This is a genomic window from Bradyrhizobium jicamae (genome assembly GCF_018130215.1).
In the GTDB taxonomy this organism is placed as follows: Bacteria; Pseudomonadota; Alphaproteobacteria; order Rhizobiales; family Xanthobacteraceae; genus Bradyrhizobium; species Bradyrhizobium jicamae_A.
In genome coordinates this window covers 27,826-52,703 of record NZ_JAFCKQ010000028.1, presented here as the reverse complement: position 1 = coordinate 52,703, position 24,878 = coordinate 27,826, and the positions used below count along the sequence as shown (strand labels likewise).

Sequence of the window (24,878 nt, the reverse complement as noted above, 5' to 3'; positions counted from 1 at the left end):
ACCGATCAATGGATGGCCGCGTACATGATCCTCTCCTCCGTCGCTTCCAGCGCGGAGAACTCCTCGACCACCTTGCCCTGTCGCGATACCAGGATGCGGTCGGAGAGCGCCATGATCTCGGGCAGGTAGGACGAGATCACCACCACCGCCTTGCCTTCGTCGGCGAGGTGGTTGATCAGCTCGTGGATCTCGACGATGGCGCCGACGTCGACACCGCGCGTCGGCTCGTCGAAGATGATCAGGTCCGGCTCCTGCACCAGCGATTTGGCGATCACGACCTTCTGCTGGTTGCCGCCCGAGAGCTCGACGACCTTGGCCTCGTCGCCGATGGCGCGCACCTTCAGCCGTTCGATCCAGGACTTGCCGACCTTGTTGGTCTCGCGCCGTGACAGCATCATCCGTCCTCTCGGGAACTTGGAGAGCAGCCCGAGATAGATGTTGCGGGCGATCGAGGAGGTCTCGAAGAAGCCCTCGACCTTGCGATCCTCGGTTACATAGGCGATGCCGGCCTTCACGGCGGGCGCGGGCACGCGGTAACGCACCGGCTTGTCGTGCAGCAGGATCTCGCCGCCATGGAAGAAATCGCGCTTCAATACGCCCGAGACGATCTTGAACGTCTCGGTCCGGCCGGCGCCGACGAGGCCGAACACGCCGGTGATCTGGCCGGCAAACACCGACAGCGAATTGTTCTTCACCATCGGCGCCATCTTGAGATTTTGCACCGTGAGAACGCGCGCACCGGCCGGACGAACGCTGCTCTTCCTTGCGCCGTAAAGGGTATTGGAGAGGTCGCGCCCGACCATTGCCTGCACGATCGCCGCGCGATCGAACTTTGCGGCGTCGTCGGTGACGACGTGCTTGCCGTCGCGCAGCACGGTAATGCGGTCGGCAAGCAGCAGCGCCTCCTCCAGCGCATGCGATATGAAGACGATCGAGACGCCGCGCTTCTTCAGGTCACGGACGAGGTCGAAGAAGTATTTCTTCTCCTCCGGAGTAAGGGTTGCGGTCGGCTCGTCGAAGATGATCACCTTGGCCTTGTGCAGGACCGCGCGCGCAATCTCCACCATCTGCTTCTTGGCGGCGCCAAGTGCACCGACGGTCGCGGTCGGCGTGACGTCGAAATTGAGCGATTGCAGGAATTGCTGTGCGGCGATGTAGATGCCGCGCAGGCGATTGTAGAACTTCTCCTGCCCGAGGAAGAGATTCTGCGCCACGGTCATGGTCGGCACCAGGCTGTTTTCCTGGAATACCATGGCGATGCCGAGGTTGCGGGCCTCCAGCGGCGTTCGTGGGGTGACCTCCGCGCCGTCGACAGTCATGCTGCCCGAGGTCAATGTCACGACACCAGCCATGACCTTTGTGAGGGTCGACTTGCCGGCGCCGTTCTCGCCGACCAGCGCGTGGATCTCGCCGCGGCGGAGATCGAAGTCGACGCCCTCGATGGCGGGGACGCCGGCATAGAGCTTGGTCGCCTTGCGCAGGGACAACACGATGTCGGTCATGCGCCGAACTCCTCGGCAAGCCCGGCCAGGGGCAGTTTCAGGATTCGGCCCGGTCCCTTGGCAATCAGCATGAGGTCGCTGCCGACCTCGACGGCCGCGACGACGCCGTGATTGATGCCGTCGACCCGGCTGTGCAGCGAGTAGAGCGGCTTGCCGTCTTCGCCAAGGCGAATGACGAGGCCATAGGAACGCGGCGGCGCCCACGGCTTGATGACGCCCATGGTCTTGATGTGTGCGCCTTGCATCGGCTCCTTGAACGAGAAGCCCGAGCGCAGGCGGGGCGCGACCCAATAGGCCGGATCGATCTCGGCCATCATGCGTCGCCGGTAGGCCGGCTCGCGCAGCACGAACTCGATGAGCTGGGTGCGCGCCGTGAAGGCCGTCAGCCAATAGCCGCCGCCGGCCGCCTTCGACAGCCGCGACGGATAGACGGGGAGGTGACCCAGCACGACCTGCGGCGACTGTCCGTCCCTGACGAAAACAAGACGATGGCGCCAGCTCTCGCTGACCAGCACCCCGTCCCTGTGTGCGCAGGTACCGAAGGCGTAACCGAGCCGGGAGGCAATCGGCTTGGCCGATCCGGTCCTGGGATCGAGCCGGAAGACGCGGCCGCTGCGGTTGAGTTCCATCAGGTCGCGTGGCCAGTCGTCGACGCCACAGGTGATGGAGCCGTCGGTCGCGATCAGGGCGCCGTCGCTCGCCAGCGCCAGCGCGTTGATAGCGTTGAAGGTGGCGTCGTTGAAAGTCAGGCTCGGCGCGCTCGACGCGGGATCGGAATAGAGGCTCACCTCGCGGCCGCCGAGCGCGACCGCAATGCCTCCGTTCGCAAGTGAGCACAGTGCCGAGATCGGCTGCTCGAAGCTGCGGATTTCCGTTGCCGTGCTGCCGTCGAGGCGCAGCAGGCGCCGGCCGTCGGCGAGATAGAGGTTGCGGCCATCGGTTGCGAAATCCTCGGGCGCCTCGCATTCCAGCAAGGTCGTCGCGGACTCCAGCTTCTGGTTCGGCTTCAGCGCGCCGTCGAAGGACGGCACGGTGATGGTGGCTTCGCCGCGCCCGAGGAAGCGGTTGGCGAAATCTCTGACGGCCGCAATCACGACAGCTTCCCCCATCGCCTGTCATACTGCACGTAGTTCGGGTCGGCGTTGTCGAGCTTGTAGCGGCCGATCCGGTTGTTGGCGATGCCGCCGAGATAGAGATAGCCGCGATGCTCACGCATCGACGTGATCATCGGGTGATTTTCGCCGCGCAGGTCCCAGAACGATTCGAGTATCTTGCCCTGCTCGTTGAACTTGACGACGCAGCCGGTGTTGATGTTGGGGAACAGCCATTCGTCGACCGGAACCCGCTTGGCCATGCGGCGGCGGAAGCCGGGCATCTTCCAGGCGAGGTCGAGCGAGGGGCTGCGCATCCCGACCAGCGCCAGCCAGTAATTGCCGTCCGAGGCGAGATTGATGTTGTCAGGATAGCCGGGCAGATTGTCCATAACGACCTCGACCGTGCCCTTCTTGGCGCCGGCAAACCAGAAGCGCTTGATCGAGCAGCCGAAGGTTTCGGCGAACAGGATCGACTGGCCGTCGCTGGCGACGCAGATCCCGTTCGGGAATTTGAGACCGCGCAGTGCGGTATGGGTGTTGCCGGTCTTGGTGTCGTAGCAGATGATGCGGCCGTTGCCGCGCGCCTCGAGGCCGTCGATCGGCCACTCGTCCATTTCGTAGCGCACGGTGGCTTCGGAGAAGAAGATCAGTCCGTCATCGGTGATGTCGAGGTCGTCGGCGAGCCGCAGGCGGCTGTCGTCGTTGACCGAATGCATGCTGCGGTTGGTCTCGTCGGTGGCCTTCTCGACGGTGCCGTCGGGCTTGATGCGGTAAAGCCCCATGCCGCCGATGCAGACATAGAGATTGTCCTGCCGGTCGAAGGCCATGCCGAGCGGCTGGCCGCCGATATGGGCGAACACCTCCATCCGCTGATAGTCCGGTGCGAAGAAGCGGATGATGTCGCCATGGCGCGAGCCGGCGTAGAGATTGTCGTTGCGGTCGAGGATCACGTCCTCCGGCGCCTCGATGCGGCCGAGGCCGATCAGCGTGACATCGCGCAGCTTGTCGTTCTGCTCGAACGGGCCGCCCCGGCCGATCTCGGTTGCCGGCGGTGGCGGGAGCGCGTGATAGGTCGGCGCGACATAGACCTTGCTGATGATGCGGGTGCGGTTCTTCTGCCAGCGGATGTCGACCATGGCGGCGACCAGCAGGATGCCGGCGAGCGCCATGCGGTTGATGCCGCCGCGCGCATTGAGCGTCGTCAGGCCGTTGGTGATCAGCAGCACGATCAGGACGCCGACCAGCGATTTGGCGACCGAGCCCTTGCCGCCGCCGAGAGTGATGCCGCCGAGCACGGTCGCGGTCAGCACGATCACCTCGAGGCCGACGCCGATGTCGCCGCCGACAGTGCCGAGACGCGCGGCGAAGAACAGCGCGGCGATGCTGGTGAGCACGCCGCTCGCGACGTAGCAAAGCGCGATGGTGCGGCGAACCGGAATGCCGGAGTTATAGGCCGAGCGGCGCGAGCCGCCGATCGCGGTAATGTGCCAGCCCGGGCGCAGCCGCGTCATGAAGATGTGGCCGAAGATGGCGATCGCGATATAGACCAGTGCCACGCTCGGAATGCCGAACACGTCGCCGCCGCCGATGAAGTTCCAGGAGGGGATGTCGGGGAAGGCGGCGGCAATGGCGTTGGAGTAGCGCTGGATCAGCAGGTCGAAGGCCGAGCGGTAGATGATCAGGGTGATCAGCGTGGTGATGAAGGCGCGCAAGCGCATATAGCCGATCAGGACGCCGTTGACGGCACCCAACAGCGCGCCGCAGACGAGGGTGGCGGCGACCACCGCGGGCACCGGCCAGTTGAGCACGTCGAGCAGATAGAGCGCGCAGAAATCCGTCAGCGCGAAGATCGACCCGACCGAAAGGTCAATGCCGCCAACGATGACGACGAGCGCCATGCCGAGACCGATGAAGCCGATCTCGCCGGCCTGGCGCGCGGTATCGGCAAGGCTCGCCGGCGACAGGAAATGATCGATGGACTGGCTGAGCGCGAAGCCGACAATCAGCAGGAGGATGACCGGGATCGCGGTCTCGGTCCACCGCTTGGACAGGATCTCTCCGAGCAGATGATCAGGCCAATAGCGGTAACGCAGGCTCGTCAGGGTGTCGCGCATCGGCATTCCAGCAGGCGTTGGATATCGGTGATTGGCGTCCCGGGTCAGCCGGATCCGGGACGCCATGCGGAGGGGGCCGGACTATTTCTTCAGATCGCTGAGATTCCAGCAGGCGGTCGCGCTGTCGGCGTTCTCCTTGGTGATCGGCACCAGCGTGGTGTAGGCCGATCCCTTGACCGAGCCGGCCTTGGCACCGGACGACAGCAGCCACTTGATCATGGCGGCGAGATCAGCGGCCTGCGTCGGCACGTCGTAGCTCAGGTTGAGGTCGAAGGCGCCGGACTTGACGAGCTCGCAGGCGCCCTTGCGCTCGCCGCCGCCGGAGGTCGCGACGAACACCTTTCCGGTGAGGCCGGCTTCCTTGACCGCCGCCGCGGTGCCGATGTCCATGCCGTCCCAGAAGCCGACGATGCCGCAGAGGTCCGGATTCTGCTTGAGCACGGTCTGGGTGATCGCCTTGGCCTTCGCCGCATCCCAATCCGCCGCCTGGCTCGATACCACCTTGATCTCCGGATGCTTGGCGAGAACGTTCTCGACTCCCTTCAGCGTGTAGGCGCTCGCCGCCGCCGACAGTGCGCCCTGCACGATCGCGATCTTGTTCGACTTGCCCTGGCAGGACTTGACCACCGCATCGGTGTCCCGCTCGCCGATCTCGATCCAGTTGGCGCCGACGAAGGCCGAGCTGCGATAGGCCGAGCCCATGTTGATCTGGATGACGTAGATGCCCTCATTCTCGGCACGCTGCAGCAGCTTCGCATAGGTCTGCACGTCCGGATTGTGGATGATCATCACGGCCGGCTTCTCGGAGATCAGCGAGGTCACCGCCTGCGCGCCGGCATTGGTGTTCCAGTTCGGGTCACGGATCTCGAACTTCACGCCGTAGGGCTCGAGCTCCTTCTTCATGCCGGCGTACCAGCCTTCGGTCAGGTCGAAATTCATGGCGACCGGAACATAGGCGACCGTCTTGCCGGCGAGAGCTTCCTTGAACGGTTTCTGGAACGGCTCGTCGAGTCCCTGCTGCGCCAGGGCCGGCGCGGCGATGGCCGCAAGCCCTAACGCCGCAACGATGACCTTGGCAGAACTGACAACGCGCTTCATTGCTTCCTCCATGGGTTTGGTTGGTGTTCTCATCGCTTCACTCAGATGTCGCCCTGCTGTGCCGTTTCTTCGTTGCGCGGATTCAGGAACGAATCCGTTATGACCGCGAGCAGCAGGACCACGCCCTTGACGAGGTTTTGCCCGGCGTAGGAGATATCCATGATGGTCATGCCGTTGAGCATGGTACCGATCAGCAGCGTCCCGATGATGACATTGAGCACGCCGCCGCGGCCGCCCGACAGGCCGATACCGCCGAGCACGACGACCAGGATCACGTCGTAGATCAGGGTCGAGTTGAAGATCCGGGTCGGCATCGAGTTCACGGACGCCGCCATCACGAGTCCGGCGAAGCAGCCGATCAGCGCGGCAATCACATATTGCAGGACGATGATCGGCCGCGACGGAATGCCGGTGACGCGGGCCGCATAGGGGTTGTCGCCGATCGCGTAGATGTAGGCACCCCAGCGGGTCCGGCGCAGCAGGAACGCGACCACGATGCAGGCGAGCGCGAACATCACGATCGAGGTCGGGATGCCGAGGATGGTGCCTTGTCCGAGCCGCTCGAAGCCGGCCATGCCGTCACTCCATTGCACGACGTCGAGCTGGAACAGCGCGGCCTGTCCGAGTCCGGCAAGCAGAAGGCCGGTCGCCAGCGTCGCGAACAGGGAAGGGACTTCGGCATAGGCGATCAGCCAGCCATTGACGAGGCCGAAGGCGATCGTCAGCAGCACCGCCGTCAGCACCGACGCCGTCAGCGAGTGGCCGTTCTGCACCATCTGCAGCACGAGGCCCGGGGGCACCGCGAGCGCTGCGATCAGCGAGATGTCGATGCCGCGGCCGATCACGACGATCGCCATGGCAAGACCGAGGATGCCGAGCACGGCGACGTTCTGCAGCAGCGTCAGCATGTTCTCGGGCGTCAGGAAACCGCGCAGGAAAATCGAGAACACGAGGAACAGGATGGCGAAGACGGCGAAGACGATCTCCTGCTGATTGAATCGAAAACGCTTCATCGCCTGGTCCTTGTTACGGGCTATGGGTGCGCCATCGGCCTGGATTTTGAGCGGGAACCCGCCGTCGTGCGGCTGCGGCTCGGCGCCGACAGCGCGGCGTCGACGAACGTTCCGACGGCGTTGATGTAGGCCTCGATCGAGGTGCCGCGCCGGCGGTATTTCGCGCGCTTGACGTACCAGTCCTGCAGCAGCGGCTTGATCAGCGATGCGGTGAGCGTGACCTGGTCGACGGAGAAGACTCCGCCGGCGACACCCTGCTTGATGATGTCGGCGATGATCCTTTCGGTCATCACCTCCATGTCGATAGCGCGCTGGCGTTCCGCCGGCGGAAACGACTTCGCCTCCATGAAGGAGAAGACGAACCAGGGCTGCATCGCCTCGCTCATGCGAACATGGGTCGCGATGAACCAGTGCAGATGCTTGCGGGCGTCCTGCCGGACGTCGGCGGGAGGCGCGGTGAGGACTTCGTTCACCGTCTCCGCAACCTCGCCGAGGATCATGGCCAGCAGCGTCGGCTTGCTGTCGAAATAGGTATAGAGGCCGCCCATGCTCAGCCCGGAGGCTTCGGCAAGCTGGCGCAGCGTCGTCGCGTGAAACCCGTGCTTGTTGGACAAAGTGAGCGTCGCGCCGATGATGCGCGTCAGGTTGGGGACGGCGAGGTGGGGCTTCTGGACCTTTATGGAATCCCTGTGGCGCTCGAGGATGCGCGCGCAAAGCGCGTCCATCGCGAACGCAGCAGTCATTCCTGGCCGTTGGCGCGCGAGAGCCACGCTGCCTCCCCTGATATGTCGTCTCGTACCCATCCATTGCTTGGGTCCGAGCGCGGGCTTTGCGCCCTTGCATCATTCCTAGCGCAGAGCGCGGCCATCGGAAAAGGGGGCGGCGAAAATTTTCTGAGCGAGCGCCCGTTCTTTTTTTCTGTGCGCTGCACGGGAAATGCGCATTGGCGCCAGGTGTGCCGGCCCTGATCCCCGGGAATCCGCCGTTCGAGCACTATCCGGCCGTGCCGTGCGGGCGCACGAGATTATTCGCCCAGGCATCGGCGATGTGCGGCAGTGAGAGCGGCCGGTTGCGGTCGAGCAGAAGTTCGAGTACCCGCGGGGGCGTGAGCGGCAGCTCCTGGACGCGCTTTCCGGTCGCGTTGGCGACGGCGCACGCAATGGCGGCGCCGACATTGAGGATCGGAACCTCGCCGGCGCCCTTGGTTCCGAGCGGCCCGATCGATGGCGCGCCTTCGTACAGGCTGATTTCGACCGGAACGACGTCGAGCGCCAGCAGCACGCGATAGGTCTCGAAGCCGGTCTGGCGGACGCATCCGTTGGACCCGATGGTCACCTCTTCGTGCAGGGCGTAGCCGAGGCCTTGCACGACGCCGCCCTGGATCTGGCCATAGATCGCGCGCCGGTTCAGCGCACGAGTCCTGGACCACGCGATAGCTCAGCACCTCGACATGCCCGGTCTCCCTGTCGACCGCGACCTCGCAGTCATGAACGGCAAAGACGACACCGACATCGTAGCCGGTCGCAGGCGGACGTGACAGGTAGAATCGTCATCGCTTTATTTACCGCCTGTTGAGCACGACCTCCGCGGCAATGCCGCGCGAGGCCGCAACACTTCCTTGCTCACGAATTGTCGCTCGGCCATCTCGCGCTTCGGTTGTAACGTGGCGGGAATGGCTTTTTCCGGTGAACCCCGGCAGATCGCGGGTTCCGCCGCAGTGTCGAGGCGCCGAGGGCTCAGATGATCTGCCGCGCGATACACCACGTCACAATCGCTTTCGTGATGCTCGCGTCGTCGCCTCATGCTGTTGCGGCAGCGGCTGTTGCGATCACGACCGACGCCCTTGATCCCGGGATCGCCGAGGAAACGCGGCTCACGCCATCATCCGGCGAACGGGTGACATCCGTCCGTGCTTTCACGCAGCGACCGGAGCCGCAGCGACCGCTGAGCGGCAACCCGCTGTGGGCGATTCCGCTGACGCGATTGTCGGCCACGCGAGATCGTCCGATCTTTTCCGCGACGCGCCGCCCACCGCCTCCAGTGCTGGCCGCGGAGCCGGCGCCTGCGCCGCCGCCGCCACCGCCGCAGACCAAGGAAGCCGTGCCGCCGCCATTGTCGCTGGTCGGAACGATTGCGAGCGACGAGGAGAGCTTCGGTATATTTCTCGATCAGTCGACCAAACGATCGCTTCGATTGAGGCTCGACGACGACTATCAGGGCTGGAAGCTGCGCACGATCCGGAGCCGCGAGGCGACGATGGAGAAGGATCGAGACAGCATTGTGCTGACATTGCCGGCACCTGCGCAAGGCGCCAATGATCGCGCCAATGGTCAGGTGCCGCCGACGCCCGCCAATATCGACGGCTCGACGCCGCTGGCCGAGTTGAAGCGGCGCTGAGACTTTCGAAAATTCCTCGCTTCGCTGCCCGCCAGCCCTGCTGCCCGTAGCGGCGTCAGCTTCTTCGACAAAAGTTCCGTGCCCATATGTCGCAATCCACTGTCATTTGCCTGTTAGAAACCTGCCAGAATACCGCAACAACGCGCATGTAGCGTCGACTTCGTCAAAAAAAGCACTTGTTAGCGACCGCAGTCGCAACAGCGGGCTGAAGCCATCGTTGGCCTCAGCGCGTTGTCGCGCGCCTGACGGCCGCACCTATTTGGCGGGGCGGCGTGTTTCGACGGTATTCGACCATTTTCCGTGTCCTCGTCGCAGCTTGCCTCGGGCTGGCGGTGAGTGGCGTAACGGCCTGGCTCGGCGCAACGAGCCCTACCGAAATGCAGCGCGCGCCGCAGGATGTTTGCGACCGCCCCGGACCCGGGAGTGCGATTGCTGAACCGGCGGAATTGCGCAGCCATGACGGCATCCTCGAAACCGACCTCAGTGTCCACGATGAGAAGCTGCCGGACGGAACGACCCGCTACTGCTATCTGACATCAGACGGGAAGCCATCGCCGACCCTGCGCCTCAAACCGGGCGACCAACTGGTCATCCATTTCAAGAACGACCTCGTCGACCTCGATACGGCAACGCCTGCGATTGACCGGGCGCTCGCCGGCGCGCCGATCTGCACGGCAAAAAAGGCGGCCAATCCCTGCGAAAGCGGCGCGATGACGCCGATCTCGACCAATCTGCACTTCCATGGACTGACCGTGCCGCCGGTCTGTCACCAGGACGATGTGCTGAAGACCTCGATCCAGCCCGATGACGCGCCGTTCGAGTATCGCCTGCGTATCCCGGACGACGCGCCCCCAGGCCTCTATTGGTATCACCCGCATCTTCACGGCTTCAGCAAGACGCAGGTGCTCGGCGGCGCTTCCGGCGCGATCATCATCGAAGGCATCGAGCGCGCCGATCCGTCACTCGCGGGATTGCCCGAGCGTGTGCTCGTGATCCGTGACCAGGATCTCGCCAATCCCGACGCACAGCCGTCGAAATCCGAGCCGGTGATGTCCAAGAGCCAGCTCGACAGTGACGGTGACGTCGCCAATTCCGGGACCGGCTTCGGCAAGCCGTCGAAGGACCTTTCGGTCAACTTCGTGCCGGTGCCATATCCGAACTATCCGCCGGCGACACTGTCGATGAAGCCGGGCGAGCGGCAGCTCTGGCGTGTGCTGAACGCGTCCGCGATCACCTATCTCAACCTGGCCCTGCTGGTCGGCCGCGCACCACAGCAGATCGGCATCGTCGGTCTCGACGGGGTGCCGCTGCAGTTCCACGGCAGCCCGTCGCCGTCAGTGCAATGGGTCAACCATATCGGCCTGCCGCCTGGCTCGCGCGCCGAGTTCATCGTCGAGGGCCCGCCGGCCGGCGCATCGGCGTTGCTGGTGACACGCGCAGTCGATACCGGACCCGCCGGCGAGAACGATCCCAACCGCGCTCTGCTGACGATCACGGCATCGGCGGATGCGGGCGAGCCGCAGGCCGCGCTGCCCGCGCATGCCGAGCCGCTGCCCCGACCGGATCGGCCGTGGGTCGGGGACGTCGCACCGGTCCGCGTCAGGAAGCTGTTCTTCTCCGAGCAGCCGGAGAATCCGAACGACCCGAACAGCCCGACCAAGTTCTTCATGACCATCGACGGCGAGACGCCGAAACCGTTCGACCCGCAATCCGACGTTCCGGACATCACCGTGAAGCAAGGCGAGGTCGAAGACTGGATCATCGAGAACCGTTCGATGGAGCTGCATGATTTCCACATCCACCAGCTTCATTTCCAGTTGCTCGACTGGTCCGGGATCGCGGTCAATGAGCCGTTCCTGCGCGATACGGTCAACGTTCCCTACTACAACGGCCGCATGCTGAAATATCCCAGCGTGCGCCTGCGCATGGATTTCCGCGACCCCAACATCATCGGCACCTTTGTCTACCACTGTCACGTCCTCGAACACGAGGACGGCGGCATGATGGGACGGATCAGGGTCGTGCCGGCGAACACCGCGAGTTCGACTACTCCACCTAACCAAAGGACCAAAGGAGAGCTTTGATGCATAGCAGGCACAAATCACGTTGGCTGTACGGTTGCCGACTTACGCTGAGCGCGCTGGCGCTGGGCCAGTTCACCGCGGGCCCCGTCCTCGCCGACGAAGGGCGGCACCTCGGGGAGCATGAATCCCGGACACCGATCAAGCACGTCATCGTCATCATCGGCGAGAACCGCAGCTTCGATCACGTGTTCGCCACCTATGTGCCCAACCGGTCCGGCGAGAGCGTGATGAACCTGCTGTCGCAGGGCATCGTCAAGCTCGATGGCAACAAGAACGCCGTCCCCGGACCCAATTTCGAAAAGGCTCATCAACTCGCCGCCACCGACACCGGCCTGAACGATGCTTTCCTGCTGAGCCCGCCGAAGCAGTCGTTCCCGAAGGACCAGCTGCCGGCTCCGCTGGTCGGCGGTCCGAAGGTCTCCTATATCCCCAACCAGTGCGGCAGCTCGCCGATCACGACCTGCGAGGCGTCGCTTGCGCTGGCGCAGCAATCCGAATCCGGCCTGCCCTCCGAGTACTACCAGTACCTGCTCACCGGCGGCACCGGTCAGACGTCGAAGACCGCCGACCAGCGCATCAGCAACGTCAGCGCGCTGCCGGCCGGTCCGTTCCAGCTCACCAACGGCGACACGATGCCCTATGACGCCTATGCGGCGAGCCCGGTGCATCGCTTCTATCAGATGTGGCAGCAGCTGAACTGCAGCCATTCCGCTGCCAGCCGCGACAATCCGTCGGGTTGCAACGGCAACCTGTTCGCCTGGGTCGAGGTGACTGTCGGGGCCGGCGCCAACGGAGCGGCGCAGCCGGCCAACTTCTCGACCGAATATTCGACGACCGCAACGACTACGGGCGAGGGGTCGACGGCGCTCGGCTTCTACAACGTGCAGAAGGGCGACGTGCCGTATTTCACGAGCCTCGTGCAGAAGTATGCGATGAGCGACAACTTCCACCAATCGGTCAACGGCGGCACCGGTGCGAACCACATCATGTTCGGCCACGCCGACATGATCCACTTCATCGATGCATCGGGCATCGCGGTCCCGCCACCCAATGGCGTGCAGGTGTTCGGCGGCACGCCCGACGCCGGCGTCGTCAATGAAATCGAGAACCCCAACCCTGCCAAGGGCACCAACAACTGGTACATCCAGGACGGCTACGGCGCCGGCGGCAACGGTGGCTTTCCGCCGCCCTATTCCGCGAACCCTGTCTCCGGCGGTGGCTCCTACACCAACTGCTCCGATCCCAGCCAGCCCGGCGTCAAGCCGATCCGGGACTATCTCGCGGGGCTGCGGATCAACCCCAACTGCGAGCCGGGGCACTATTATCTGATGAACAACTACAACCCTGGCTATTTCGGCAACGGCAAGAACGCCTATACCGACACCAATCCGGCTAACACGCCGTTCACGATCCCGCCGTCGTCGACGAGGAGCATCGGCGACAGCCTGAACGACAGGCACATCTCGTGGAAGTACTACGGCGATCAGTGGAACAACTACGTCGACGATCCGTACCAGATCAATTGGGGTGTCGCTGGCCCGACCGCCGACGAGTATTGCAACATCTGCAATCCGTTCCAGTACGACAGGTCGATCATGTCGCACCCGGATCAGGTCGCAGCCCATATCCATGACTCGGTCGACCTGTACTCCGATATCTCCCAGCACACCCTGCCGGCAGTGTCGATCGTGAAGCCGAGCGGCTTCACCGATGGTCACCCGAATTCCTCCAAGCTCAATCTGTTCGAGGGTTTCGCGAAGAAGATCGTCGACCAGGTCGAAGCATCCGACTACGCGAAGGATACCGCGATCTTCATCACCTTCGATGAAGGCGGCGGCTACTTCGATTCGGGCTACGTGCAGCCGCTCGACTTCTTCGGCGACGGGCCCCGTATTCCGCTGATCGTGGTCTCGCCGCGCGTGAAGCAGGGTCACATCTCGCACAGCTACGCCGACCACGTCTCGATCATCAAGTTCATCGAGCGGAATTGGCGCCTGGAGCCGATCACGAACCGCAGCCGCGACAACTACCCGAACCCGGTCGTCGTGCCGAACAATCCCTACGTTCCGGTCAACAGCCCGGCGCTGAGCGATCTGTTCGACTTCTTCGACTTCGACGATGGCGGTCACGGCAACTCGGATCACTGACGTCAGCCGCTCGTGACGAACAAAGATCCCGCCGGCCAGGAAGCCGGCGGGGTCAATACGTGGGAATACCGGCGCCTGCCGGTGTTGCCGAAACGACCGTCAGGCGTGCTTGTCCAGACGACGCTTGAGCAGGGTCAAATGTTGCAGCAGGTCCGACTGCGCAACGGGTGACAACTCGCCGATCAGGGCGATCACCCACTCCTCGTGCCGGCGCGCCATCCGGTCGAATTCCCTTGCGCCGTCTTGCGACAACCGCAGGCGGAAGGTGCGGCGATCCGCGGTGTCGACCTCTCGATGGATCAATCCATCGGCTTCCAGCTTCTGCACCAGCGCGGTGATGGCGCCGTTCGAGACCATCAGGAGGTCGGAAACCACGGACATGCTTGCGCCCTCGGGCCTGCGCGCAAGCTGCGCCAGCAGGTCGAAGCGGGCCAGCGTGGTATTGAACTCCTTGCGCAGGCGCGCATTGAGCGCTTTCTCGATCCGGGTCGCGCAGGCGAGCAGCCGAAGCCAGATCCGCAGCTCGAGATGCGCGCCATCGGAGTCATGCACGGGCTCGACCGGCTGGAGCGGCGGCGGACGTGTGCTCTTCGGGGAACGGGCCTTTCGCTTGACTGTCGCATCCATGGCTGGCGTTCTCACCGAAGCTAGATGGAAATCGACCCGATGCTGGCCCCGCCGCAGACATAGAGCGTCTGCCCGGTAATGAAATCCGCATCCGGTGAACTGAAGAAACTGACTGCGCGTGCAACGTCGCTCGACTTGCCGAGACGGCCAAGCGGGATCGCCCGCGCCAGCGCCTTGGCGCGTTCGGATTCCGGCGACATCACGCTCTCGAACATTTCGGTATCCGCGATCGGGCCGGGCGCGACGACATTGACCGTGATCCCGAACGGCGCGAGCTCCAGCGCCCAGGTCCGGGCCATGCCGATGATGCCGGCCTTGGTGGCCGAATAGACCGTTCGGGTGACGGCCCCGAGCGCAGCGCGGGACGACAGCAGCACGATGCGGCCGAAGCGCGCCTGCTTCATGCCGGGCAACGCCGCCTGCGCCAGCGCGATCGCGGCGCCGAAATGCAGCTGGGCCAGCGCGCCGACATCCTCGTCCTCGACCTCTTCCAGCAGCCTGGCGCGGATCGCGCCGGCATTGTGCACGACATGGGTGATCGCAACCTTGGCGGCGACCTCGGCGGTGACCTGGCGCGTCGCGGTGGCATCGAGCAGATCGACTTCGTAAGCGGAGAGCTTCGGATGACTCCAGTCCGGCTTGCGCCGCGACAGCGAGATCACCTCATATCCTTCTGCAAGCAGGCCGCGCGCGATCGCCGCCCCGATGCCGGTATTGCCGCCGCTGACGATCGCCGTGTAATCGGTCACACCCATCGTTCCCTACATGAAGAGCTGGATGTTGCCGAAGGCAGCATCGCAATTGATCAGGTCGACCCGCTTCAGCTTGATCTTCAACCTGCCGTTCTCGACACCCAGATGATGCGTTACCCAGGCCGCATAGAGCGTCTGCTCGTCCAGGCGGGTCTCGACGTAGTGCATCGGGGTCCAGGTGACGTAGCTGTTGGTGGAAGGATCGCGTGAATCGACCTGCGGGGTCTGCAGCACGTGATGGCAGCGACTCTTCGGCTTCTGGCTGAAGGTCCGCGCACCCTTGAGCCGTTCCACCCGGATCGAGAGCAGCAGCTTGTCCTCGTACATCAGCGAGCAGGTCAGCCGCGGGTCGGTCTGATTCCATTCCAGCGGCATCCAGTAGAAGGCGTCATCGGCATACATGTCGAGCCATTCGTCGAAACGCTGCTGATCGATCAGCCGTGCTTCGCGGACGACGAAGTCGATCAATTCCTGATCCGTCGGAACCGTGTTCACGACAGGGACCTCGGCAACGGTGCTCATGTCACATCCCCATCGTCATGAACTTGGTCCAGGCCCGGAACTGGTGGCGCATCGGCCATTCGCTGGTCCCGTTCACCGCGACGTTCGTCTGCCCGGCTTCGTCGGGACTGTAGAGGCGCTGCAGATTGACCCATTCGTTGCCGTTCGAATGCAGGCCCTCCTGCGCGCGCTCGTACATCTCAAGGTCGTCATGGCCGACGATCGAGGTCGGCGCGTTGATCAGGCGGTTGTACATCAGCGTGCGCTCGAGCAGCATGTCGGGCGCGTCGACGAGCTGGAATGTCCAGGACTCCACCAGCGTCTTGTTGGCGGCGATCGGCTTGAACTGCCGCAACAGCTGGATCGGTCCCTTGATCATGATATTGGGGAAATAGACCGTGTTGTGCCTGTTCTCGCCGAGGATCGCCTTGGCCCGGTCCTCGCCATAGGCCGCGGTCATCTTCTCGAAATAGCCGGGCACCGCGGAATAGTCGGAGTGGATCGAGTGGTGCACGCCGGTGTGGCCGTGGCCGTTGTCCCAGATCCGGATGCCCATGTTCTCGAAGAACTCATACGGGCTCATGAAGGGGGCGATGATCTCGACCGCCATCGGCTTCTTGGTGCCGGGCGGCGCCTTCTTCCAGACCTCGACCACGGTTCCGGCGGAGGACTCGTGGGCCACCATCGGATGGCAGGTGTCGGTCTGGTTCTCGACCAGCATCTTCCAGTTGCAGTTGTGCATGTATCGCAGCACGCCGCCGGCGACCTTGAGCCGGCCGACCGGCGAGCGATCGATCATGTTGTCGAAGCTCGTGAGGCTCTCGCCGAAGAACTCCTCGAAATCGAGGCCGCCATCGTTGATCTTGGCGAACACGAAGCCGCGGTAGTTGCGGACATGGCGCACGGGCGTCATGCCGCGCGCGGCCTGGCTCTGTTCGAAGCCGGTGTTCTCGTAGCCCTTCTTCAGGGGGATCGCCAGCAGCGAGCCATCGGTCTTGAAGCTCCAGGCATGGTAGGGGCATCGGAAGAACTTTCCGGTGTTGCCGCAGGTCTCGGAGGTGATGCGCGTGCCCTTGTGAGGGCAGCGATTGTGCAGGACATGCACGGTGCCGTCGGTGTGGCGGACCAAGAGGACCGGCTGCGTGCCGATCGTCGTGCCGTAATAATCGCCGGGATTGGGAACCTGGCTGTCGTGGCCGACATACACCCAGCTGTTCGGGAACATGTGCTCCATCTCGAGCTGGAACACCTCCTCGTTGACATAGACGTCGCGGTGAACGGCCTGTTCACGTACCAGGGCACGGATCGCCTCGGAGTTGCCGGCATATCTGATCATGCGTTCCTCCATCACAGGTCGAGCACGAGCCGCCTGGTCTTCGCGCGCGAAATGCAGATCTGCATCACCTTGTTCGATGCCCGTTCGCTTTCACTCAGGATGTAGTCGCGATGATCGGGGATGCCCTCGACAACGCCGGTCTGGCAGATTCCACAATCGCCGCGCTTGCAGTCATGGATGGGATCCTCTCCAGCCTCGAGCAGCACGTCGAGGATGGTCTTGCCGGCGGGAATCTCGTAGACGCGGCCGCTGCTCTTAAGCTCGACCTCGAAGCTGGTATCGCCGGACTTCTCTTCCGGCGCGGTGAAGATCTCGAAATGGAGCCGGCCCAGCGGCCAGTTCATCCGCTTCGCCAGTGCGATCGCTGATTCGATCATCGGCAGCGGCCCGCAAAGATAGAGCGGTACGTCGGGCGCAAGCCGCGTCATCAGGCCCTCGAGATCGAAGAAGCGGCCGGCCTCGTCGTCGGAATGAATTGTTGCATTGGCGCCGGTGAGCCGCTCTACCTCGCCGAGAAAGGCGAGTTCGCTCCGGCTGCGGCCGGCGTAGTGGAACGAGAACGGCCGTTTCGCGGCGCTCAATTCGCAGGCCATCGTGAGCAGCGGCGTGATGCCGATACCGCCCGCAACGAGGGCGACTTCGCCTGCGCCGGCACCGAGCGGGAAATTGTTCGCCGGCGGCGAGATCGTCAGGCGATCGCCTGCCTTGAGACCGTGCATGTAGGTCGAGCCGCCGCGGCTCCTGCTTTCCTGCAGCACGGCGATGCGATAGCCGGTCGGGTGCTCGACGGCGCGCGGCGAGAGCGTCTCGATCAAGGAATAGGATCGGCGGCCGACGTCGGGCAGATGGACATCGATATGGGCGCCGGGTGCCCAGCCTGGCATCGGCGCACCATTGCCGCGTGCAAGCACGAACTCACGGATGCGCGGCGTAAGCCGCTCCGCCTTCGACACGACGACTTCGAATTGATCCATCCTCAGGCGTCCTCGAACAGGGTTTCGACGGTGCGCAGTGCGCCGTCGAGACCGGTGCCATCGGCATCCTTCAGCGCGACCTTGGTCAACCGCTGCACCCATTCGGCGGCGTCGGGGCGGCCGGCCAGGCGCTCGGACGCGCGCATGACCTTGTCGAATTTCGATTCGCCGCGGGAGTGGGTGTCCGAATAGCCGCCGACGAGGCGGCGCGCCTCGCACACGGCGGTCGCGAGCGCGATGTCGCCGGAGGCGAATTTGCCGACGCGTTGCGCCCAATCGTCGAGATGGCGCATCTCGCGGGCATGCCGCAGCGAGCCGCGGCGGAAGCGGCGCAGGCCGGCGATGCAGTAGAGCAGCAGGAAGGCAGACGGCGCGGTGGTGCGGAGCTTGCGGCCGCGATCGATCAGCCGGGCGATCCATTCGCTGCGTTCGAGCCTTTCGCCGAGCCGCCGCGGCAGCATGCCGGCCATTTCCTCGATCCGGGGATGGAAGAACTCGGTGACGGCGAGCACCTGGTCGTCGCCGGCCCGCACCTCGCGACGCACCCGGTCGAACCGTCCGGCCCGCGTCTTGAGATCGGCGACGCGGATGACGTCGTCATAGGCCATCGCGACCGCGAGATATTTTGCGAAGGCCTGCAGCAGGCCGATCGCATCACGCGGCATAGCTTCCAGCCGGTCGAGATATTCGCTTCCGTAGGCGACGTCCTGGAAATCGACCACGCGCCGCAGGCCGGCCGCGACGATGCCGTGCGACTCGACTGGCAAGCGCTGCGCCCGCGCCACAAGCGCGTCGTAGCCCGCGTGGCCGATCGGCGCGAGTGTTGGAAAGCGCTTGGCCAGCGGCGGCTTCGCTGCGGGCTTGATCTTCGGGTCCTGCTTCAGCGTCGCAATGGCGCGCTCGCGACCGGCAGTGAAGGCGCGCAGGCTGGCATCAACACCGACGCCGGCCGCGCGGATGGTGGCTTCGAAGTCCTCGACCGCAAAGGGCAGGGCGCCGGAGCCGGCGAGCGCGCCGAACAGCACGGAAGACACCACGCTGCCGGTGGCATCGGCAATCTCGGCCATGTCGAAGGCGATGAAGCGATTGGCCGCGACATTCGCGGCGTCATAGACCTGGGCGGCGTCGGCCGTTCCGTCGCCGGGCGCGGTCTTCTCGACGACTGCCAGGGAGCGGTGCGAGGATCCGATCAGGAGCGTGCGGTCGGGCGAGACCAGTCCGCGGAGCATGGCGCGGCCCGCTTCCATCAGTTCGGCACCGATCACGATATCGACCTTGCCGGGCGCCGGCATCAGCGACAGCACGGGGCTGCGGCCGGGCCTGCTCGGGTCGGGCGCGATCATCTCGATGTAGTAGATCGTGGCACCCGTACGCTGGGCGACGCCGGGCACCGAGGTCGATTGCGCAAACCAGCCGCGCCGCTCGGCCAGCGCCACGATCCAGTCGACCAGCACGCCGCCTCCCTGGCCGCCCATCGCCAGCACCGCGATGCTGATGGGGCGTGCCTGGCTGAGGCCGACGGAGGTGGGGGCAACCGAGACGTTCATGCCGCCTCCTGCTCGAACATGACCCGCCGGCCTGCCCGCCAGCGTTGCAATGCGCCGATCATCCGCCGCCAGAGCCGGTCCAGCCGCGCTTCGAACGCGGTCGGATTGGAGACGATGTCGGCGCGATAGAAGGACGGGCACAGCACGGCCGCGTCCGCAACCTCGCCGCAATGGCCGCATCCGACGCAGGAGTTGTCGACGGCGGCGACCGGATTGTCCTTCAGCGGATCGCTGGTTGGTTTCACCGACAGCGACGGGCAGCCGGACAGGCGGATGCAGGCGTGGTCGCCGGAACAGACGTCCTCATCGACACCAAAGCGCTCGCGCACGATGCGCTCGCCGCGTTTGGCGGCGGCCGCCGTCAGTGGCTTCACGCGCCGCTGCTTGTTCAGCATGCACTCCGAAGATGCGACGATGACCTTCGGTCCCTTCTCCTTCGTCGTCAGCGCCTCGCGCAATGTGTCGCGCATCCGCGTCACGTCGTAGGTGCGGTCGATCTGGCGCACCCATTTGGCACCGACGCCCTTCACCGCCTCCACGATCGGATGCTTGGTCGAGCGCGAACGATTGTCGGCGCGCGAGGAGGGGATGTCCTGGCCGCCGGTCGCGGCGGAGTAGTAGTTGTCGACCACGACGATCACGCCGTCGTGCTGGTTGAAGACGGCATTGCCGACGCCGCTGGTCAGCCCGTTATGCCAGAAGCCGCCGTCGCCCATCATCGAGATCGAGCGCTTCCCCGCTGGAATGTTGAAGGCCGAGGCGGACGCCGGGCCGAGCCCGTAGCCCATCGTGGTGGCGCCGATATTGAACGGCGGCAGGATCGAGAACAGATGGCAGCCGATATCGGCCGCCACGTGGTGCGGCCCGAGTTCCTTCTCGACGAGCTTCATCGCGGAGAAGATCGGCCGCTCCGGGCAACCGGTGCAGAAGCCGGGAGGTCGCGGCGGCACCACGTCGGCCAGCGCGCGGATCTTGTCGTCGACCTCGACCCGGTCGATGTTCGGCGCGCGCGCGGAATCCGGCAGCACATCGGAGCGCCAGCGCCGGATGAAGGCGCCGATCGCGGTCCCCATCACTTGCGCCGTGTATTCACCGGCCATCGGGAACAGATCCTTGCCGTGGAGCCTCGCCGGAATGTCGGCATTGCGCAGGATCTTGTGCAGCGCCTGCTCGATGAATTCCGGCTGGCCTTCCTCGACCATCAGCACGGCCTTCTTGCCGCGGCAGAAATCGATCACTTCGCGGTCGACGATCGGGTACGTCACGTTCATCACGTAGAGCGGCACCCGCGTCTCGCCCCAGACGTCGGCAAGGCCGGCCTCGCGCAGCGCGCTGATCACGCCGTTATACATGCCGCCCTGCATGATGATGCCGATATCGCCGATATCGCCGTCGAACGTCTCGTTCATGCCGCGCGCATGGATGAATTCGACCGCTGCCGGCCAGCGCTGCTCGATCTTCTCCTTCTCGTGCAGGAACGAGGCCGGCGGCAGCACGATCCGGTTGGTGTCGCGCGACGGCTGCTCGAGCGCGCGGGACAACGGGAAGGCGGGGCGGACATTGTCGCGGGTGGCGAAGCGCCCGTGCACATGGCAGGCGCGAATCCGCACCTCCAGCATGACCGGCGTGTTCGACGCCTCGGACAGCTCGAAGGAATCATGCACCGCCTTGGCGATCGAGGCCACGTCGGGCCGCGGGTCGACCAGCCAGATTTGCGACTTCATCGCAAAGGCGTGCGAGCGCTCCTGCATGATGGAGGAGCCTTCGCCGTAGTCCTCGCCGATGATGATGAGTGCGCCGCCGGTCACGCCGCCCGAGGTGAGGTTGGCGAGCGCGTCGGAGGCGACGTTGATGCCGACCGGCGCCTTGAAGGTGACCGCGCCGCGCACCGGATACATCACCGAGGCCGCCAGCGTGGCCGCGGCCGTCGCCTCGCTGGCGCTGGATTCGAAATGCACGCCGAGATCGGACAAAATCTCCTGCGCGTCCGACAGCACGTCCATCAGATGGGAGATCGGCGCACCCTGGTAACCGGCGACATAGCTGACGCCGCATTCCAGCAGGGCCTTGGTGATCGCGAGGATGCCTTCGCCGCGGAATTCCTGGCCGGCGCCGAGCCTGAGGTCTTCGACCTCGCGTGCGAAAGAGCGTTCTGCCATGCTCGTCTCCTCGGTCTCGCAGGAACTCGGGATGACCGCAGATAATTTTAGACCTCAAACAAAAATGCTGTCAATCGGACTCGGGGAGTTCGCCGGGACAAAATGGCAATTGCTCGACTATTCGCGGTTTTCGCCTGTTTCGTAGGCTTTTCGCGCGACGAGCCGGCTTGGGCGCGCATCGGCTCGCTTGACAGAATATTTTAGACATGAAACGTTATTGCTGCGCCTCGCGCCTGTCGGCGCACGCAAAGGCGGCGTATGCGGGAGTATAGACATGACCCCGGTTTCGCAGTTGCGCGGTCCATCGCGCCAGCACCTCGCATGGCCGTTCTTCGACACCGGGCACGCCGACTACGCGGCCGCGCTCGATGCGTTTGCGGCCGGTCTCGGCGATACGCATGGCCCTGACGTCGACGCGACCTGCCGTTCGCTGGTTCGCCGGCTCGGCGCCGCGGGGCTGCTCGAGGCCTCGGTCGCCGGCGACCGGCCTGACGCGGTGATCGATTCCCGACTGATCTGCATCGCCCGCGAGACACTGGCCTGGCACAGCGGGCTTGCTGATTTCGCCTTCGCGATGCAGGGACTTGGTACCGGCGCGGTGGCGATCTCCGGTTCCCCGGAACTGCGCGCCCTGGTGCTGCCGAAGGCGCGGCGCGGTGAATGGGTCGCAGCCTTCGCCCTGTCGGAGAAGGAGGCCGGTTCCGACGTCGCCGCCATGGGTTGCAGCGCGCGGCGCGAAGGCGACCACTACATCGTGGATGGCGAGAAGACCTGGATTTCCAACGGCGGCATCGCCGACGTCTATACGCTGTTCGCGCGCACGGGCGAGGCGCCCGGCGCGCGCGGCATCTCGGCCTTTGTGGTGCTTCCTGATGATCCCGGCTTTTCGATTGCCGAGCGCATCGACGTGATGGCGCCGCATCCGCTGGCGACGCTGCGCTTCGAAGGCTGCCGGATTCCGGCGGCACGGCTGCTGGGCTCGCCGGGCGAAGGTTTCAAGATCGCGATGCGCACGCTCGATATCTTCCGCGCCTCGGTCGCCGCCGCCGCGCTGGGGTTCGCCCGCCGCGCACTCGACGAGGCGACAGCCCATGCCAGGAGCCGGCGGATGTTCGGCGGCGTGCTGGGCGACCAGCAATTGAGCCAGGCTGCGCTCGGGGACATGGCCGCCGGTGTCGATGCCAGCGCGCTGTTGACCTATCGCGCGGCGTGGCGGCGCGACGTGCAGAAGGCATCCACGACGCGCGAGGCGGCGATGGCGAAGATGGTCGCAACCGAAACCGCGCAGACGGTGATCGACCGCGCCGTGCAGATGTTCGGCGGTCGCGGCGTGCGCTCGGGCGAGACCGTCGAGCAGCTTTACCGCGAGATACGCGCACTGCGCATCTATGAAGGCGCGACCGAGGTCCAGAAGCTCATCATCGGACGCGACATTCTGAAGGAAGCCTGATCGACACGGCTGACGTCACAGGAGGGCGGCATGGCAACGACAGCGCGTGAGAACCACCGGGAAGACGTGGCCGGACGGGCCAATGTCGAGGATACGCCCGAGCTGCTCGCCTACTATGACGAGCTGGAAAGGCTCGAGGCGGGCGCGCTCTGGACCGTGGCCAACAAGATCGAGCCCTGGCAGCCCAAATCGTCGTCGGTGCCGGTGGTCTGGCGCTATCAGGACCTCCGGGCGCATGTGTTGCGTTCGGTCGAGCTGGTGTCGCCCGAGAAGGCCGGGCGCCGCGTCATCTACCTCAACAATCCCGGTCGCCGCGAGCACGCCGCCGCGGTCGGCTGGCTCTATTCCGGCCTGCAAGTCATGCATCCGGGCGAAGTCGCGACCGCCCACGCCCATTCGGCGTCGGCGTTGCGCTTCATCATGGAAGGCGAGGGCGCCTACACCATCGTCGACGGTCACAAGATGACGCTTGGCGCCAACGATTTCGTGCTGACACCGAACGGCACCTGGCACGAGCATGGCGTCTCCGGCGACGGCACGCCCTGCATCTGGCAGGACGGCCTCGACATTCCCCTCGTCAACATGCTCGAAGCCAATTTCTACGTGGTGCACTCGGACCTGCAGCAGTCCGTCGGCTATCCCGTGGACGACATGACGCACAGCTGGGGTAATCCCGGGCTGCGTCCGGCGGGCGCCGAATGGTCCAGGGGCTATTCGCCGCTGCTGAAATACGAATGGGGCCCGACCTACGAGGCGCTGCAGCGCTACGGCAAGTCGACCGACGGCTCGCCGTATGACGGCATCCTGATGAACTATGTGAATCCGGTGACCGGCGGTCCCGTGATGCAGACCATCGGCGCATCGATGCAGATGCTGCGGCCTGGCGAAAGCACACGCGCGCATCGTCACACCGGCAGCTTCATCTATCAGGTCGCCAGGGGACGGGGGCATTCGATCATCGACGGCAAGCGCTTCGACTGGCAGGAGCGCGACATCTTCTGCGTGCCGTCCTGGGCCTGGCATGAGCATGTCAACGCCTCCGCCAGCGAAGACGCCTGTCTCTTCACCTTCAACGATCTGCCGGTCATGCACGCACTCGGGCTCTACCGCGAGGAAGCCTTTGGCGACAATGGCGGCCGCCAGCCTCTCGTGTCCCAGGAGTGACATCGTGCGTCTCGTCACCTATCGCTGCAACATCGAGGCTGCCGCCCGTCTTGGTGCTGTCGTCGGCGATCTCGTTGTCGACGTCGAGAAGATCGGTGCGCATGCCGGGATTGCTTTCCCAGCATCGATGCTCGATTTCATCGATCTGGGGCCGCCGGCGCTCCTAGCGCTCAAACAGGTCTTGCACGACAGCGAGGGACGCTGGCCGGTCGGCGCCGCGTTGCCGCTTGCCAATGTCAGGCTGCTGGCGCCGATCCCGCGCCCGCGCAAGAACATCTTCGGCATCGGCCTGAACTATGTCGAGCATGTCGCGGAATCCTCGCGCGCCCTCGACACCGCGAGGGACCTGCCGAAACAGCCCGTCGTCTTCTCCAAGCCGCCGACCAGCGTGATCGGACCTGACGAGGCCATCCACCACGACAAGGCGATCACGCAGCAGCTCGACTGGGAGGTCGAGCTTGCGGTCGTGATGGGGCGGACCGCGCGGCGTGTTCCGGAGGCGGAGGCGCTCGGCTTCGTATTCGGCTACAGCGTGATGATCGACGTCAGCGCCCGCGACAATCGCCGCGCCGGCCAATGGATCTACTCCAAGGGGCAGGATACCTATGCGCCGTTCGGGCCGTGCATCGTCACGTCGGACGAGATTGCCGACCCGCAGGCGCTCGATCTCTGGCTCACCGTGAACGGTATCGAGAAGCAGCGTTCCAACACACGCCACATGCTGTTCAAGGTCCCGCATCTGATCGCCGACATATCGGCCGCGATGACGCTCGAGCCGGGCGACATCATCGCGACCGGCACGCCGGAGGGCGTTGGCGCCGGGCGCAACCCGCAGGAATGGCTGTGGCCGGGCGACGTGGTGGAGGCGGAGGTCACCGGGATCGGCCGGCTGCGCCATCCCGTGGTGGCGATCTGAAGA

20 protein-coding genes are annotated in these 24,878 nt (G+C 64.8%); 6 read left to right on the top strand and 14 right to left on the bottom strand.

The window, feature by feature from the left end:
- Positions 1–5: 5 nt before the first annotated feature.
- The 7 genes from JQ586_RS25840 to JQ586_RS25810 form a co-directional block, all read right to left on the bottom strand.
- A complete protein-coding gene (locus JQ586_RS25840) occupies positions 6–1,502 on the bottom strand; it encodes a sugar ABC transporter ATP-binding protein (protein ID WP_212397434.1) in 1,497 nt (498 codons plus the stop codon).
- Entirely contained in the window at positions 1,499–2,596 is a 1,098-nt protein-coding gene (locus tag JQ586_RS25835; RefSeq protein WP_212397433.1) for a hypothetical protein, read from the bottom strand. Before JQ586_RS25835 ends, JQ586_RS25840 begins: the two co-directional genes overlap by 4 nt.
- Complete coding sequence (locus JQ586_RS25830; RefSeq protein ID WP_212397432.1) at positions 2,593–4,716, bottom strand: ABC transporter permease subunit; 2,124 nt, start codon at positions 4,714–4,716, stop codon at positions 2,593–2,595. Before JQ586_RS25830 ends, JQ586_RS25835 begins: the two co-directional genes overlap by 4 nt.
- Positions 4,717–4,791: 75 nt before the next feature.
- Complete coding sequence (locus tag JQ586_RS25825) at positions 4,792–5,808, bottom strand: sugar ABC transporter substrate-binding protein (protein ID WP_212397431.1); 1,017 nt, start codon at positions 5,806–5,808, stop codon at positions 4,792–4,794.
- 41 nt (positions 5,809–5,849) lie between these two features.
- Positions 5,850–6,821: an ABC transporter permease gene (locus JQ586_RS25820; protein WP_212397430.1), complete on the bottom strand. Its 972-nt coding sequence runs from the start codon at positions 6,819–6,821 to the stop codon at positions 5,850–5,852.
- Between the two features lie 20 nt (positions 6,822–6,841).
- On the bottom strand, positions 6,842–7,564 hold the full coding sequence (locus tag JQ586_RS25815) for a TetR/AcrR family transcriptional regulator (RefSeq protein WP_249148142.1): 723 nt from the start codon (positions 7,562–7,564) through the stop codon (positions 6,842–6,844).
- A 250-nt stretch (positions 7,565–7,814) separates the two neighbouring features.
- Positions 7,815–8,189: a hypothetical protein gene (locus tag JQ586_RS25810; protein ID WP_312017024.1), complete on the bottom strand. Its 375-nt coding sequence runs from the start codon at positions 8,187–8,189 to the stop codon at positions 7,815–7,817.
- 372 nt (positions 8,190–8,561) lie between these two features.
- Between JQ586_RS25810 and JQ586_RS25805 the strand changes: the two genes are divergently transcribed.
- The 3 genes from JQ586_RS25805 to JQ586_RS25795 all read left to right on the top strand — a co-directional run bounded on the left by JQ586_RS25805 (position 8,562) and on the right by JQ586_RS25795 (position 13,449).
- A complete protein-coding gene (locus tag JQ586_RS25805) occupies positions 8,562–9,218 on the top strand; it encodes a hypothetical protein (RefSeq protein WP_212397429.1) in 657 nt (218 codons plus the stop codon).
- Positions 9,219–9,595: 377 nt separating this feature from the next.
- Positions 9,596–11,302 (top strand): multicopper oxidase family protein, encoded by a 1,707-nt coding sequence (locus tag JQ586_RS25800; RefSeq protein WP_212397428.1) that lies wholly within the window; start codon positions 9,596–9,598, stop codon positions 11,300–11,302.
- A complete protein-coding gene (locus tag JQ586_RS25795) occupies positions 11,302–13,449 on the top strand; it encodes an alkaline phosphatase family protein (RefSeq protein ID WP_212397427.1) in 2,148 nt (715 codons plus the stop codon). The genes JQ586_RS25800 and JQ586_RS25795 overlap by 1 nt, the downstream gene beginning before the upstream one ends.
- Before the next feature lie 99 nt (positions 13,450–13,548).
- Here JQ586_RS25795 and JQ586_RS25790 read toward each other — a convergent pair whose 3' ends face one another.
- Genes JQ586_RS25790 through JQ586_RS25760 form a run of 7 tightly spaced genes read right to left on the bottom strand, consistent with a single transcriptional unit; the run spans position 13,549 to position 21,345 of the window.
- A complete protein-coding gene (locus tag JQ586_RS25790; RefSeq protein WP_212397426.1) occupies positions 13,549–14,076 on the bottom strand; it encodes a MarR family winged helix-turn-helix transcriptional regulator in 528 nt (175 codons plus the stop codon).
- Positions 14,077–14,096: 20 nt separating this feature from the next.
- The gene (locus JQ586_RS25785; protein ID WP_212397425.1) at positions 14,097–14,831 is read right to left on the bottom strand and encodes an SDR family NAD(P)-dependent oxidoreductase; all 735 of its coding nucleotides are present in this window, start codon (positions 14,829–14,831) and stop codon (positions 14,097–14,099) included.
- 6 nt (positions 14,832–14,837) lie between these two features.
- A complete protein-coding gene (locus tag JQ586_RS25780) occupies positions 14,838–15,350 on the bottom strand; it encodes an aromatic-ring-hydroxylating dioxygenase subunit beta (RefSeq protein ID WP_212397424.1) in 513 nt (170 codons plus the stop codon).
- Position 15,351: 1 nt separating this feature from the next.
- Positions 15,352–16,665, bottom strand: coding sequence for an aromatic ring-hydroxylating dioxygenase subunit alpha (locus JQ586_RS25775; RefSeq protein ID WP_212397423.1), 1,314 nt, complete (start codon positions 16,663–16,665; stop codon positions 15,352–15,354).
- 11 nt (positions 16,666–16,676) lie between these two features.
- On the bottom strand, positions 16,677–17,639 hold the full coding sequence (locus JQ586_RS25770) for a PDR/VanB family oxidoreductase (RefSeq protein ID WP_212397422.1): 963 nt from the start codon (positions 17,637–17,639) through the stop codon (positions 16,677–16,679).
- 2 nt (positions 17,640–17,641) lie between these two features.
- Positions 17,642–19,186: an indolepyruvate oxidoreductase subunit beta family protein gene (locus tag JQ586_RS25765; protein ID WP_212397421.1), complete on the bottom strand. Its 1,545-nt coding sequence runs from the start codon at positions 19,184–19,186 to the stop codon at positions 17,642–17,644.
- Complete coding sequence (locus JQ586_RS25760; protein WP_212397420.1) at positions 19,183–21,345, bottom strand: indolepyruvate ferredoxin oxidoreductase subunit alpha; 2,163 nt, start codon at positions 21,343–21,345, stop codon at positions 19,183–19,185. Before JQ586_RS25760 ends, JQ586_RS25765 begins: the two co-directional genes overlap by 4 nt.
- Positions 21,346–21,619: 274 nt before the next feature.
- Here JQ586_RS25760 and JQ586_RS25755 point away from each other — a divergent pair, with 274 nt between their 5' ends.
- The 3 genes from JQ586_RS25755 to JQ586_RS25745 are packed head-to-tail and all read left to right on the top strand — an operon-like array spanning position 21,620 to position 24,875.
- Complete coding sequence (locus JQ586_RS25755; RefSeq protein WP_212397419.1) at positions 21,620–22,795, top strand: acyl-CoA dehydrogenase family protein; 1,176 nt, start codon at positions 21,620–21,622, stop codon at positions 22,793–22,795.
- Between the two features lie 30 nt (positions 22,796–22,825).
- Positions 22,826–23,959, top strand: coding sequence for a cupin domain-containing protein (locus JQ586_RS25750; RefSeq protein WP_212397418.1), 1,134 nt, complete (start codon positions 22,826–22,828; stop codon positions 23,957–23,959).
- A 4-nt stretch (positions 23,960–23,963) separates the two neighbouring features.
- A complete protein-coding gene (locus JQ586_RS25745; protein ID WP_212397417.1) occupies positions 23,964–24,875 on the top strand; it encodes a fumarylacetoacetate hydrolase family protein in 912 nt (303 codons plus the stop codon).
- Positions 24,876–24,878 lie beyond the last annotated feature (3 nt).